The sequence below is a fragment of the Pseudomonas sp. MDT2-39-1 genome, from assembly GCF_054898085.1.
In genome coordinates this window covers 2218081-2231290 of sequence record NZ_CM142716.1, presented here as the reverse complement: position 1 = coordinate 2231290, position 13210 = coordinate 2218081, and the positions used below count along the sequence as shown (strand labels likewise).

Sequence of the window (13210 nt, the reverse complement as noted above, 5' to 3'; positions counted from 1 at the left end):
GTTAGTGCCGTATTGGTGGCTGTCAAGAAACATGTTGATCGTTAGTGTTTGCCGTTCGTCGGAACTGTTATTTCTTACAGGTGTGCCCGTGCACCGTGTTGGCGTAGGGTGAGTCAGGCATAAATTTTGATTCCAAGTATTGATGAGGTGCCATGATGAGTGAACGTGATCCAGCATGTCCAAGTAACATAAGTGCTCCGTATATTTCTACTCCAGTGGAAAACCAAACAGTTCTGCAACGGTTTGTTGTTACCGGTGGGGGGCAAGCCAGATATCGTGTACGCCTCAGAAACAAGGATGAAACAAAGGACATTAGTGGACAGATGCACATGGGCGGTTGGGGACAGTTCACCTTGCACGTTAATCAGGATTTTGCGACAAACCAGTATGTAGAGTTCAGAGTATTACTTTGGGGTGACGACAAAGGTGATTTCTGTGTACATAAAACCAGACCACTGCGAAAAGTCTGGATGCATGGATTTCCGCAGCCTGTTACACCCCCTCCGGGCGCCACGATAGCAGTCGATCAGGTTTTTGAAGGAAAGGGCGGCTATCGTGGGAAGGAAATCCGGCTCACTTCGGAGGACCGCTCTGAAGTATTCGGTTTCGATATCGTATCGGAAACGGGGACCTGGTTAATAAATCCTGACATACCTTTACCTTTGGGTACGCAGCAGTTGGCGCTGGTGCAGGACGAAATATCCGAAGGTGAGGAACCCAATGTTGCGAAGTTTGGCGGGTGTGAAGTATTTGAGTTCAAAGTTGTGGGTCCTGACGTTTGATCGGTGCCACTAAATACGGAGCTTGATATGATCAGTTCAACCAGTCTTTCAAGTATCAATAGCGCTGTTACAGTGAGTTATTTGCTGATTGAAGCGCAGCCTTTTCAGGGGCAGCAAGATGCTCAGGCCAGACTTTTTGCCAATGCAGTACAAAAGTGCGTAGCGCTGATTACCCTTCAGGCTCGTAATAGTAACGGTGAAGTTGTTTCTCTTCCCGATGATTTTAATGTAAGCATTGTTCCCTACACCTCGGCACCCGATGGTTGGGTAACTAGTGATGTACCGCAGGTGGAGGGGGTTCTACCTTTTCCGGAACAGATGATCGCGTCTGCATATGAAGTCAGTCCTCCCGTTTTGTCGGCAGAACGACCTGACAGTCCTCAACAGTTTCGACGATATATCAGCTATCAGGATATTCCTGATGGTTCGGTGATTCAATTTGCAGCTCGGGTCAAGTTGTCGAATGTCGAATACATCAGTAACCAGCGCGATGTCCCCTATGGAGGGTCGGGTGAAAATGGACGTTTCAATAGCAGCTTTCGTTTGAAGTCGGTCAAGCCGCCACAGTATGCCTCTTACAATGGAGGGCTCTTGGTGACCGAACCTGCGGAAGTATTTAGCGGGGCGATCGAAGGCTTCACTACAAAAGTTCAGAACTTGTATATCAGTTTGCGCTATCCCGGGACATCTGTACCTGTCGCTATTCACTCGAGCACAAGTTCCGCTGCCGATTCCTCCTTGCACGACAACAAGGCGACCGCGTTCGGTGATCCAGGAAGTGCTGTCGCGAAAAAAAATATACCTTCCACCAATCAGTTGGGACGGTCTTTGAATCAGGCACTTTCGACGATTCGCCAGCCTCGTTCGGGTGCAATAGCGATAGCCGTCGCAATGTACGCCCGGATAACCGAATCTTTTCAGGCCCGACAACTCAGTCATTACACCAACGGCATGGATGTGTACGGCAATCCGTTTCGGTTCGCAGTCACGCTGAAATCGGTTACACCACATCGCGATCCGTGGGTTTACCAATTTGCCATTGAATGGGCAGGTACTAAGGCGCAGGGCGAGACGGATCAGTCAAACCCTTCAGGTGTTTGATCAGGACTTATCAAAAGGAGTTTGTATGAATACTGTCGAATCCAGTCCGCCGCTCGCAAGTTGGTTGACCAAACTGACTATCGCCGTCAGTTCTCCTTCGAACCGGGTGTATCCGAACGGACGTCAACAGTTGGAGGTGTCGGTGGTTGTCGAGCCACTGATGAGTCAAATCGTAAAACCTGAGGAGTTGGCCAGTGTAAAACTCATGGTGCGGGATGCCCTTGGTCGGTTTCTGCCTCTAAATGACGATAACAAGGCGCCGTGGTTCTTCAGTCTTGTACGCAACGCCTATCTCGAGTATCCAGGGGCGAAGGACACCGCTTCGTCAGAGGGTGTAACGTCGGTGTACACCCGAAAGTTTTATGTCATGGCCAGTAACACCGCTGGTAGCGGTTCAAGCATGGAAACCTTGTATGTCGGTATTACCCGACATATAGAAGGGCAAACGCATGACTACGTTACCGACGGTTCTGAGTCAGGTTTCAGTTCGACCGCCGACGTTCGCACGGCCGAGATTCCGAAATACCAGGTACCAGGCAATTACACCTTTGAGCGCACGCTGATCGCGGGTAATGGTGATTCAGATATTTACACCTGGCTGTACGCGCTGGCTGGGGCCAATGTGCAGCAACCGGTGGTGGGGTTTGAATCTGCCAGCATGGAGCGGGCAGGCATGATTCAGTGGGACGACAAGGCTCCAACTGTAACCCGGGCGTCTCATGTGGGTTACGCAGTGCCGGGTGCTACAGCCGTTCAATACAACACCGCGATTCAGTTAGGTGGCGTCTTTCGGCCGGTCACCCAGTTGGAAAATCCGAAAACTGGCTACGTCCTGCTGGTGCTGCAGGGTGACAACACCATTCCTTACAACAGTGAGAGTGCGATTAATCACAATGGCCCGTGTGTAATAATTGCTTTTGACGTCTATGGCAATGTTCACCAGTTACGAATCCGGTTCAAGGATTCATCAGCTCAGGGGCGTCATGAATTGGTGCTGTTTTGAGTCTGTACAGCCAAGAGAACTGTGGGGGCTAGACCGCTCGCGAAAGCGGTCTAACAGTCAACACTGATGTTGAATGCTATGGTCTCTTCGCGAGCAGGCTAGCTCCCACAGGGGATGGGATGTTAGTGCAGCTTCAACCGCGGCTCAGTCCCGCGCCCGATCTTGCTGCCCAGCATCAGCATCGCCGTGCGAAACGCGCCATACAGCGCCACCTGGTGCATGCGATACAGCGACACGTAAAACATCCGCGCCAGCCAGCCCTCAAGCATCACGCTACCCGTCAGGTTGCCCATCAAGTTACCCACAGCCGAAAAACGCGACAGCGAGATCAGCGAGCCGTAGTCGGTGTATTTGTACTCCGGCAAGGTCTTGCCTTCGATCCGCAGTTTCAGCGATTTGGCCAGCAATGAAGCCTGCTGATGCGCCGCCTGCGCACGCGGCGGTACGTTGCGATCGGTGCCCGGTTGCGGGCAGGCCGCGCAGTCACCGAAGGCGAAGATGTTCTCGTCGCGGGTGGTTTGCAGGGTCGGCAGCACTTGCAGCTGGTTGATGCGGTTGGTTTCCAGGCCATCGATGTCCTTGAGGAAACCCGGTGCACGAATGCCGGCGGCCCAGACTTTCAGGCTCGCGTTGATCACTTTGCCGTCGGCGGTGATCAAGCTGTCGGCGGTCACTTCGCTGACCGCTGCATTGGTCATCACATTGACCCCGAGTTTCTCCAGGGTTTTATGCACAGGCCCGCCGATGCGTTCCGGCAGGGCTGGCAGCACCCGTGGTCCGGCTTCGATCAGGGTGATGTGCATGTTCTCCGGTTTGATCCGGTCAAGACCATAGGCCGCCAGCTCGTGTGCGGCGTTGTGCAGCTCTGCGGCCAGCTCAACCCCGGTGGCACCCGCGCCAACGATGGCGACGCTGATCTGCTCGACTTTGTCGGTCTGTCCGGCATGGGCGCGCAGGTAGTGATTGAGCAGTTGCTGATGGAAACGCTCAGCCTGCTTGCGCGTGTCGAGGAACAGGCAATGCTGCGCCGCGCCTTGAGTGCCGAAATCATTGGTGGTGCTGCCGACGGCAATCACCAGCGAGTCGTAAGCCACTTCACGCGCCGGGACCAGTTCCAGTCCGGCTTCGTCGTAGGTGGCGGCCAGCTGGATTTTCTTCTGTGTGCGATCGAGCCCGCTCATGCGCCCCAGCTGGAACTCGAAGTGGTTCCATTTCGCCTGGGCAACATAATTGAGTTCGTCTTCGGAAGAGTTCAGCGACCCGGCCGCCACTTCGTGCAACAACGGCTTCCAGATATGGGTCAGGTTCGCGTCGACCAGCATCACACTGGCTGTGCCACGTTTGCCCAGAGTCTTACCCAGACGGGTAGCCAACTCCAGACCGCCGGCGCCGCCGCCAACGATGACAATACGATGAGTCATAGGGATATCTCGCAAGGCTAAAAGAAATCGGTGCAATTACCCGAGCGAGCGCGATGCAGCTCATAGCGTCAGGTAACTGATAAAGCGGCTCAACAGGCCTAAACCAATGGTCACTGCCAACACCACCACCAGGAGCATCCACGGCCGGAAAGGCCGGCGCTCGACTCGGTGCTGGGACAGGTGCAGGTACTCTTCGACATGCTTCTGGTCGTCGGGGTTCAGGCGGCTGGTCATATTGGGCCTCGTCAGGTAGACGTTGCTGAATGTGTAGAAGCTACAGGCTGATTTAACGAACGTTGAACGGAGCATAGCCGCTGGCTGGAACAGGCTCGACGCTCACCGGATCGTCCAGGCGAATGATTCCACCTTGTAACACTCGTGCAGTGATTCCGCCATGTCCGCGAACGGCCTGAAACGTCCCGGCGCCGAGGTTCTTCTGAAGGCGTGCGCACGGCTGGCACCAGCCGGTGGTTTCGAAAATCGCCTGGCCGATGCGGAAACGACGACCCTTGAGGCTGAACAGGTTGATACCGCTGATAACGAGGTTGCGCCGCAAATCATTAGGCAAGACCGGTTTGTCGTCGGCACGGCCCATCAGTGAACTGATCACCGCCAGATGCTCCCACTGAATCAACGTCACCTGCCGCGCATTACGTACACCGGGGCGGGCTCGATCGCCGGTCAGGCCGGCTTCAAGTCGCGCCTCCACGGCGTCAAGTTCGATCATCGGCACGTGAGGTTCCGGGCGCACGCCGATCCAGCGCACGCGGCCCATTTGCGGAACTTCGGCGATTAATTCTTGCAACGGGCTCACAGGCTGATCCCGACGTCGAAGACGATGCTGCGGCCGAGGTTATTGCGCAGGAAATCCGGGGCGTCCGGGTGGGCGAACAGCACACGGGCGAACGTCGGGCCGACCAGCGACAGCGAACGCCAGCCCTGGCGCAGGTATTCGGTCGGCGGTGGGAAATGGCTGTTGAGGTCCAGCACTTCGCGCTTGAGGCTGGCGAAGGCGATGATGTCCAGCTCCCCCAGGTCCATGCCGCGTTCTTTGTAGTTGTGGGCTTTTTTGCGCAAGGTCGGCGCCAGTCTCAGCAGAAACTCATTGGCCGGAATGCGCCGGGGCTTGGCCTCGCGACGCACGAGCTGGCTCAGGGAAAACGCGCTGCGCCGGCGTTGCAGCTCATCGCGCCATTCGTCGTTGAGGCGCCGGCCTTCGTCGAGGACGAAGAACACCTCGAAACTGGCGTCCCGAAACAGCACGTCCGGCGGTTCCCCGGCGGGGGCGAATTCGTCGGCGCGATAGGGAATGTTCAGGCCTTGCAGCAGGCGCTGGCAGACCCAACGCTCACGCTCCCATTTGCGGGCATTGGACAGGAACGCGTTGGCTTGCTCGGCCGCGATGGTCAGCAGGCGTAAATAATCTGAGTCATCCATAGGCCCAAGCTTAGCGTTCAAATGCGATCGCAAAGAAGTCAGTTTATCGGAGAAGGTCAGATCTGCCGGATCTGCGGCGCGTTATCACCGCGACAATCCTCATCCCTCGCCCGGTTCAGGGCAACGCACAAAACGGATAGCGATCTGCGCAAAGCGGATATTGCCCCGTGCCTGGCGCCTCTACCCTCGGCTGTACGGACGTTCGCCGCATTACCGACGTTCTAGAAAAACAACAACAAGAGATAAATGCCATGCGCAAGATTGACGTACATGAGGTTATCGACAACGCACGATTCAACCGCTTTCACTGGAGGGTGCTGTTCTGGTGTGCCCTGATCATCATCTTCGACGGTTACGATTTGGTGATCTACGGCGTGGTGTTGCCGATGCTGATGAAAGAGTGGGGGCTCAGTCCCTTGCAAGCGGGCGCACTGGGCAGTTATGCACTGTTCGGCATGATGTTCGGGGCGCTGTTTTTCGGTCCGTTGTCGGACAAGATCGGCCGCAAAAAAGCCATCACGATCTGCGTGATGCTGTTCAGCGGTTTCACCGTGCTCAATGGTTTTGCCCGTAACCCCACCGAGTTTGGCCTCTGCCGGTTCATTGCCGGTCTTGGCATTGGCGGGGTGATGCCTAATGTCGTGGCGCTGATGAACGAGTACGCACCGAAGAAAATCCGCAGCACGCTGGTGGCGATCATGTTCAGCGGCTACTCGGTGGGCGGCATGCTCTCGGCGGGGCTCGGTATCGTGCTGATCCCGAGTTTTGGCTGGCAATCGGTGTTTTATGTGGCGGTGCTGCCGTTGCTGTTGTTGCCGTTGATCATGTACTTCCTGCCCGAGTCGGTGGGTTTCATGCTGCGTCAGGGACGCAATGAAGAGGCGCGCAACATTCTGGAACGGATTGATCCGGCTTACGTCGCACACGCCAGCGATCAGTTGCACATGAGCGAAGTGAAGGGCACTGGCACCCCGGTGCTGCAACTGTTCCGCGAGGGGCGTGCGCTGCGCACGCTGATGCTGTGGCTGGCGTTCTTCTGCTGCCTGCTGATGGTCTACGCCTTGAGTTCCTGGCTGCCAAAACTGATGGCCAACGCCGGTTACAGCCTGGGCTCGAGTTTGTCGTTCCTGCTGGTGCTCAACTTCGGTGCCATTTTCGGCGCAGTCGGCGGCGGTGTGCTGGGGGACAAACTCAATCTGCCGCGGGTGTTGGCGGTGTTCTTCGCCGGTGCCGCCGTATCGATCACCTTGCTGGGGTTCAACAGCCCGATGCCGCTGTTGTACCTGCTGATCGCCATTGCCGGGGCCACCACCATCGGCTCGCAGATCCTGTTGTACGCCTGCGCCGCGCAGTTCTACTCCATGACCATTCGCTCCACCGGTTTGGGCTGGGCGTCGGGCATCGGGCGCAACGGCGCCATTGTCGGTCCGCTGCTGGGTGGTGCGTTGCTGGGGATCAGCCTGCCGCTGCAACTTAATTTCATGGCGTTTGCCTTGCCCGGTGCGGTGGCCGCGATTGCCATGACCGTGTTCGCCATCAGCAGTCGGCGCAGTGCAAAACATAAATTACCGGGCTTGCACGGATCGCCTGGCGGGGCTGTCGGCGACATTTCATGAAAACGTTATTCCAGGACTTTTCCCTGTCTGCGGCAGTCGCCGGATTTATCGCCACGGTGATTTCCTACGCAGGCCCATTGGTAATCATCTTTCAGGCCGCCGAGACCGCGCACCTCTCGCGGGAGGTGTTGTCGTCCTGGGTCTGGGCGATCTCCATCGGCAGCGCTGTGCTCGGCATCGGTCTGAGCCTGCGTTACCGCGTCCCGGTGATCATCGCGTGGTCTGCGCCGGGTTCGGCGTTGCTGGTGGCGCTGTTGCCGGGAATCTCCATGCCGGAGGCGGTGGGTGCTTATCTGGTCAGCAGCCTGATTATCTTTCTGATCGGGGTATCGGGGGCCTTTGACCGGATCATCAGCAAACTGCCCGCGGCCATTGCGGCGGCGATGCTGGCGGGAATTCTGTTCAGCTTCGGCACCGGGTTATTCGTCTCGTTGCAGGGCAAGCCGCTGCTGGTGCTGGCGATGTTCGCCACGTACCTGATCTGCAAGCGGCTGATGCCGCGTTATGCGGTGCTGATGGTGTTGCTGGTGGGCTGCTCCATCGCCTTTCTCACCGGTGATTTGCACCGCGAAGCGCTGGTGATCGGCTTGGCCACGCCGGTGTGGATCACACCCGTGTTCAGCTTGAGCGCGACACTGAACATCGCCTTGCCGCTGGTGATGGTGGCGCTGACCGGCCAGTTTGTTCCCGGCATGGCGGTGCTGCGTGCCAGCGGATATCAAACGCCGGCCAGCCCGATCATCGCCAGCAGTGCGTTGGGCACGGCGCTGTTGGCACCGTTCGGTTGTCACGGGCTGAATCTGGCGGCAATCACCGCGGCGATTTGTACCGGGCGCGAAGCCCATGAAGATCCCGCCAAACGCCATGTGGCCGGGGTGGTGGGCGGGCTGTGTTACCTGGTGCTGGGGATCTTCGGCGCCACCCTGGTTTCACTGTTTTCGGCGTTCCCCAAAGAACTGATTGCCGCCCTGGCCGGGCTGGCGCTGTTCGCTGCGATTGCCGGGTCATTGGCCGGCGCAATGGCCGTGCCGAGTGATCGCGAAGCCGCGTTGGTGACCTTTCTGACCACCGCGTCGGGCATGTCGTTGTTGGGTTTGTCCGCCGCTTTTTGGGGGCTGATTTTGGGCATGGTCACGCATGTGTTGTTAAACGCCCGTCGCCCCGTTCCTCGCAGCGAATCCGCTGTGGCTGAAGCCCTTCAACCTGTCGATCAATAAAAACAAGAGAAAAAACGATGAAACATATTTTGCCAACAACCGGATCAGCGTTGTCCATGGCTGTCGTCTCGAGTTTATCCGCCGGTGCGATGGCGGCCGAGAGTGGCTTCATCGAAGACACCACGGCGACTTTGCAAGCGCGCAATTACTACTTCGGCCGGGACTTCTCCGACATCGTCGGGGCCAACCAACAATCGAAGGCCGAAGAGTGGGCGCAGGGCTTCATCCTCAACGTCAAATCCGGTTATACCCAAGGCCCCGTCGGTTTTGGTGTGGATGTCATTGGCCTGCTCGGCCTCAAACTCGACAGCAGCCCGGACCGGGTCAATACCGGTTTGCTGCCGGTGCAGGATGACGGGCGCGCGGCGAATGATTACAGCCGACTGGAGGGCGCGTTGAAGGTGCGTTACTCCAAAACCGAGCTGAAGGTGGGTGAGCTGCAACCCAATCTGCCGGTGTTGGCCTTCAGCGATATCCGGCTGCTGCCGCCCAGCTATCAGGGCGCAAGCGTCAGCTCGAACGAGATCAATGGCCTGACGGTGCAGGGCGGTCACTTGAGTTCGACCAGCCTGCGCAACGAGGCCGGCGACGAAAAGATGCAAGCGATGCTCGGTCATGTGCCGCAGCGTCAGGTCAGCAGTGATGGCTTCAACTTTGCCGGCGCCGATTACGCGTTCAACGCTAAACGCAGCTCGGTCAGCGCCTGGTTCGGGCAACTGGAAGATATCTACAACCAACGCTTTCTCGGCCTCAAGCACAGCCAGCCGTTGGGCAACTGGACCCTGGGCGCCAACCTTGGTTATTACGATTCGCGCGAAGACGGCAAAAAATTGCTCGGCAACATCGACAATCAGGCGTTCTTCTCCTTGCTGTCGGCCAAGCGCGGCGGCCACACGTTTTATGTCGGCTATCAGGGCATGTTCGGCGACAGCGCCTTCCCGCGAGTGTTTGCCAACATCTCACCGCTGGGCAACGAAGTGCCGACCTACGAGTTCGCTTACACCGATGAGCGCTCCTGGCAGGCGCGTTACGACTACGATTTCGCGGCACTCGGCGTGCCGGGGCTGACCAGCACCGTGCGCTACATCAGCGGGAGCAATGTCGACACCGGCCAAGGGTTCGAGGGCAAGGACCGCGAGCGTGATCTCGATCTCGGCTATGTGCTGCAGAGTGGCAGCCTCAAAGGCCTCGGGATTCGCGTGCGCAACGTGATGGCGCGCTCCAACTACCGCAGCGATATCGACGAGAACCGTCTGATCCTCAGCTATACGTGGACGCTGCTATGAAGTGCAGATCACAGGCTGCTGACGCAGTTACCCATCACTTGATACGTCACGCGGTGAGTCTGGCCCTGATGATCGATGTAGACCATGGTCGCTGGCACGACGTCGCAGGCGGTGGCGGTGTCTGTCACTGAAACCACTTCGGCGATGTCCAGCGGCTGTGCCGGGTTGTAGCGGGTGGCCGCTGGCTCGTTGTCGGCGGCCATGGCCGAGGTGGCGACAACGGTCAGAAACAGGCTGATCAAGGTTCTCATTTTTGTGGGCTCGGTGTTGATTCTGATGTTTTGAAGTTTAGTCTTTGCCCGCGACCGATAAAGGGGCCAGCTCCTGATTCAGCCTTACGAAAAACGTAGCAATCGCCGCCTCTTTTTGATCGGGGGGCATATCCGTTTCAGCGGTAACGGCCGCTTAGGGTTCCGCCCTGACGGCGGGTCACTTGGAAATACGGAATGCCGCCCAACCCCAAGTAACCAAGGGCTCTTGCCCCTTTCGTTCGGCCCTGAGCCTAGGCGAGGCACCGAATGGAGGGGCAGAAGCGCTTTGGTTACTTTACCGCCAGCAGCCGTTACCGCAGAAATGGATATGTACCCAACCAGGGAGCCCCCCCCGAAGTCGAAGCGCATCCAAAGCCCGGTGTAGACTGAGAACTTGTCCTCTTTCGACCAAGACAAAGGAGTGCGCCTCACCATGATCGGCGCCGAGTTACTGTCACCTGAAACCCTCACGGCGGGCTGGTTGATCTACGTCCCGGTGCTGATCTGGGCGGTTGCGCGAGCACCGTGGGTCGAACTGTTCAGCGACAGGCGCCGCCAGCATCTGCTGTTCGGCACGGTGTTCGCGCTGTTCATGCTCTGGCTGGTGCGACGCGACTTCGATACCGGCGTGTCCTACCACTTTATCGGCATGACCGCCGTGACCCTGTTGCTCGACTGGCCGCTGGCAATTGTCGGCGGGCTGGTCGCGCAAGCGGGATTGGTAGCGCTCGGGCGCCAGGATCTGCTGGCGATGGGGGTCAACGGCGCGCTGTTCATTCTGCTGCCGGTGCTGGTCACCGAGTGCTGCGCGATCCTGGTGGAGCGAGCGCAGCCGCGTAATCCCTTCGTGTACATCTTTGTTTCCGGTTTCTTTGCCGCAGCCCTCTCGGCGTTGTTGTGCCTGGTGTTGGCGCTGACGTTGCTCTGGTTTGACGAACGTTTTGCCATGCCCTATTGGCTTGAGGATTTTGTCGGTTATCTGTGGCTGATCATTTTTCCGGAGGCTTTCATCAACGGAATGATTGTCAGCGCGCTGGTGGTGTTCAGTCCGGAATGGCTGGAGACCTTTAATCGCACACGCTACCTTTCAGCGCCCTGGAAAGACGACGATCCCAACTCTTGATCCACGTCAAATGCAAAAGCCGCTCACGAATCCATGCTCCGCAAAACCTTCAGGAGCATCGAGATGAGTGTCTACGAATGGGCAAGGCAGGAGTTGCGTCAGAGTCTGGATGGCGCGCAGGAAGTGGGGTTTGATCCGGGATTGAGCTTGCGCGCCTTGCTCAGTGCAGTGGTGCAGCAGAGCAAGGCCGTGCGCAGTGCCGAAGACCTGGCCGACGAGTTGCGTTTTCTTGCGGAAAACCTCGATGAAGGCCAGGACTACGGCTTTATGCGGCCCTGAGGGTCAGTGGCGCGGTTCGAAGTCTTCGCTGAACAGGTCGTCTTCGGCATCCGGGCTGACCGGGATCTTGTGTTCTTCCGACGCCCAGGCGCCCAGGTCAATGAGTTTGCAACGGTCCGAACAGAATGGCCGGAACGTGCTCTCGGCGCTCCATTCAACAGGGGCGCCGCAAGTTGGGCATTCGACGGTTGGGGTTTGGCTCATGACTGGCCTCCACGCAAAGTAAGGTAAAAGTGATGCAGGCGTTCGACCTCGCTGTGCAGCCAGGCGAGGTCGCGGTCGTTGACCACCACATCGTCGGCGTGGCTCACACGGTCCTGGCGGCTGGATTGCGCCTTGAGGATCGCCTGGACCTGTTGCTCGCTGGTTTGGTCACGCTGCAAGGTGCGTTCGATCTGTAGCTGTTCCGGGGCATCGATCACCAGGACCCGTTGGGTCATGGCGTACTGCCCGGACTCGATCAACAGCGGCGAAACCAGAATCGCGTAAGGCGATTGTGCCTTGGCCAGATGATCGGTGATTTCCTTGGCGATCAGCGGATGCAGCAACGCTTCGAGCCAGCGGCGTTCCTCCGGCACTTCGAAGATCAGCTTGCGTAGCGCTGCGCGATCCAGTTGCCCGTCGGCTTGCAGCACGCCGGGGCCGAAATGTTCGGCGATCGTTGCCAGTGCCGGGCGACCCGGTTCCACCACCCAGCGCGCCGCATGATCGGCGTCCACTGCGTGCACACCCAGGTCGATGAAGTGCTGGGCCGCCGCGCTTTTGCCGCTGCCGATGCCGCCGGTCAGGCCGAGAATCCAGGGTTTTTCCACAGGGGTATTCATTTCAAACCGACAAACTGCCAATAGAAGCCGGTTATTTGACCACCCCAGAGCAAGGCAATCCAGCCGGCAATCGCCAGAAAGGGTCCAAAGGGGATCGGTGTCGAGGTTTTTGCGTTGCGCAGGCGCAGCAAAATCACCCCGATGATGGCCCCCACGAGCGATGACAAGAGGAGGGTCAGCGGCAACATCTGCCAGCCGCCCCAGGCCCCGAGCATGGCCAGCAGCTTGAAATCGCCGTGGCCGATGCCGTCCTTGCCGGTGAGCAGCTTGAACAGCCAGAACACTGACCACAACGTCATGTAACCGGCCACCGCGCCCCACAGTGCGTCATGCAATGACACGAACAGCCCGAAACTGTTGACGATCAACCCCAGCCACAGCAGCGGCAGCACCAGCACATCCGGCAGCAGCTGGTGCTCGGCGTCGATCAGACTCATCGCCAGCAAACCCCAGGTCAGCACCAGCACCATGCAGGCTTGCCAGCCGAAACCGAAATGCCAGGCGATAAACGCCGAGAGCAGACCACAGGCCAGTTCGGTCAGCGGATAGCGCTTGCTGATCGGCACGGCGCAGTTCGAGCACCGACCGCGTAAAAACAGATAGCTGAGCAGCGGAATGTTTTCCCAGGCGCGGATTCGATGGTCGCAATGCGGGCACTGGGAATGAGGCAGCATCAGGTTGTAGGCCGGGCCCGGCGCTTCGGGCGGTACGCCCAATACGTCATGGGCTTGCAGCCGCCATTCGCGGTGGAGCATTTTCGGCAGGCGCCAGACCACCACGTTGAGAAAACTGCCCATCAGCAGGCCGAGCGCCAATGCGATGACCACGAAGACCAGCGGATAGAGGGTCAGGATGTCGTTCAAGGGCATG

16 protein-coding genes are annotated in these 13210 nt (G+C 58.2%); 8 read left to right on the top strand and 8 right to left on the bottom strand.

From position 1 onward, the window contains the following. Nucleotides 1-152: 152 nt before the first annotated feature. Genes ACYZTM_RS10775 through ACYZTM_RS10765 form a run of 3 tightly spaced genes read left to right on the top strand, consistent with a single transcriptional unit; the run spans nucleotide 153 to nucleotide 2886 of the window. Nucleotides 153-782 carry a hypothetical protein gene (locus ACYZTM_RS10775; RefSeq protein ID WP_461988575.1) on the top strand — a complete coding sequence of 210 codons (630 nt, stop codon included), beginning with the start codon at nucleotides 153-155 and terminating at the stop codon, nucleotides 780-782. 27 nt (nucleotides 783-809) lie between these two features. Further along, on the top strand, nucleotides 810-1883 hold the full coding sequence (locus tag ACYZTM_RS10770) for a hypothetical protein (protein ID WP_461988573.1): 1074 nt from the start codon (nucleotides 810-812) through the stop codon (nucleotides 1881-1883). Between the two features lie 25 nt (nucleotides 1884-1908). Then, nucleotides 1909-2886 carry a hypothetical protein gene (locus tag ACYZTM_RS10765; protein WP_461988571.1) on the top strand — a complete coding sequence of 326 codons (978 nt, stop codon included), beginning with the start codon at nucleotides 1909-1911 and terminating at the stop codon, nucleotides 2884-2886. A 122-nt stretch (nucleotides 2887-3008) separates the two neighbouring features. On the opposite strand, the gene ACYZTM_RS10760 is transcribed toward ACYZTM_RS10765, so the two are convergent. From ACYZTM_RS10760 to ACYZTM_RS10745, 4 genes are read right to left on the bottom strand one after another with little or no spacing between them, the layout of a single operon-like run. Next, nucleotides 3009-4307, bottom strand: coding sequence for an NAD(P)/FAD-dependent oxidoreductase (locus tag ACYZTM_RS10760; RefSeq protein ID WP_461988569.1), 1299 nt, complete (start codon nucleotides 4305-4307; stop codon nucleotides 3009-3011). A gap of 60 nt (nucleotides 4308-4367) precedes the next feature. After that, complete coding sequence (locus ACYZTM_RS10755; protein ID WP_008028730.1) at nucleotides 4368-4541, bottom strand: DUF3094 domain-containing protein; 174 nt, start codon at nucleotides 4539-4541, stop codon at nucleotides 4368-4370. Between the two features lie 52 nt (nucleotides 4542-4593). After that, nucleotides 4594-5121, bottom strand: coding sequence for an MOSC domain-containing protein (locus ACYZTM_RS10750; RefSeq protein ID WP_131061755.1), 528 nt, complete (start codon nucleotides 5119-5121; stop codon nucleotides 4594-4596). Beyond that, on the bottom strand, nucleotides 5118-5744 hold the full coding sequence (locus tag ACYZTM_RS10745; RefSeq protein ID WP_109634930.1) for a DUF1780 domain-containing protein: 627 nt from the start codon (nucleotides 5742-5744) through the stop codon (nucleotides 5118-5120). The genes ACYZTM_RS10750 and ACYZTM_RS10745 overlap by 4 nt, the downstream gene beginning before the upstream one ends. Nucleotides 5745-5995: 251 nt before the next feature. On the opposite strand from ACYZTM_RS10745, the gene ACYZTM_RS10740 reads away from it, so the two are divergent. From ACYZTM_RS10740 to ACYZTM_RS10730, 3 genes are read left to right on the top strand one after another with little or no spacing between them, the layout of a single operon-like run. Continuing rightward, nucleotides 5996-7360 carry an aromatic acid/H+ symport family MFS transporter gene (locus tag ACYZTM_RS10740; protein WP_131061756.1) on the top strand — a complete coding sequence of 455 codons (1365 nt, stop codon included), beginning with the start codon at nucleotides 5996-5998 and terminating at the stop codon, nucleotides 7358-7360. Further along, nucleotides 7357-8577 carry a benzoate/H(+) symporter BenE family transporter gene (locus ACYZTM_RS10735; protein ID WP_461988566.1) on the top strand — a complete coding sequence of 407 codons (1221 nt, stop codon included), beginning with the start codon at nucleotides 7357-7359 and terminating at the stop codon, nucleotides 8575-8577. The genes ACYZTM_RS10740 and ACYZTM_RS10735 overlap by 4 nt, the downstream gene beginning before the upstream one ends. Nucleotides 8578-8594: 17 nt before the next feature. Beyond that, on the top strand, nucleotides 8595-9863 hold the full coding sequence (locus tag ACYZTM_RS10730; RefSeq protein WP_461988564.1) for an OprD family porin: 1269 nt from the start codon (nucleotides 8595-8597) through the stop codon (nucleotides 9861-9863). 8 nt (nucleotides 9864-9871) lie between these two features. Here the strand turns inward: ACYZTM_RS10730 and ACYZTM_RS10725 are convergent, their stop codons facing one another. Next, nucleotides 9872-10114, bottom strand: coding sequence for a DUF2790 domain-containing protein (locus ACYZTM_RS10725; protein WP_131061759.1), 243 nt, complete (start codon nucleotides 10112-10114; stop codon nucleotides 9872-9874). A 433-nt stretch (nucleotides 10115-10547) separates the two neighbouring features. On the opposite strand from ACYZTM_RS10725, the gene ACYZTM_RS10720 reads away from it, so the two are divergent. After that, entirely contained in the window at nucleotides 10548-11237 is a 690-nt protein-coding gene (locus tag ACYZTM_RS10720) for an energy-coupling factor ABC transporter permease (protein WP_461989126.1), read from the top strand. Nucleotides 11238-11300: 63 nt separating this feature from the next. Then, on the top strand, nucleotides 11301-11516 hold the full coding sequence (locus ACYZTM_RS10715) for a hypothetical protein (RefSeq protein WP_131061760.1): 216 nt from the start codon (nucleotides 11301-11303) through the stop codon (nucleotides 11514-11516). 3 nt (nucleotides 11517-11519) lie between these two features. Here the strand turns inward: ACYZTM_RS10715 and yacG are convergent, their stop codons facing one another. From yacG to ACYZTM_RS10700, 3 genes are read right to left on the bottom strand one after another with little or no spacing between them, the layout of a single operon-like run. Beyond that, on the bottom strand, nucleotides 11520-11720 hold the full coding sequence (gene yacG, locus ACYZTM_RS10710) for a DNA gyrase inhibitor YacG (protein ID WP_131061761.1): 201 nt from the start codon (nucleotides 11718-11720) through the stop codon (nucleotides 11520-11522). Beyond that, complete coding sequence (coaE, locus tag ACYZTM_RS10705; protein WP_131061762.1) at nucleotides 11717-12340, bottom strand: dephospho-CoA kinase; 624 nt, start codon at nucleotides 12338-12340, stop codon at nucleotides 11717-11719. The genes yacG and coaE overlap by 4 nt, the downstream gene beginning before the upstream one ends. Beyond that, the gene (locus ACYZTM_RS10700) at nucleotides 12337-13209 is read right to left on the bottom strand and encodes a prepilin peptidase (RefSeq protein WP_461988561.1); all 873 of its coding nucleotides are present in this window, start codon (nucleotides 13207-13209) and stop codon (nucleotides 12337-12339) included. The genes coaE and ACYZTM_RS10700 overlap by 4 nt, the downstream gene beginning before the upstream one ends. Between the last annotated feature and the right edge of the window lies 1 nt (nucleotide 13210).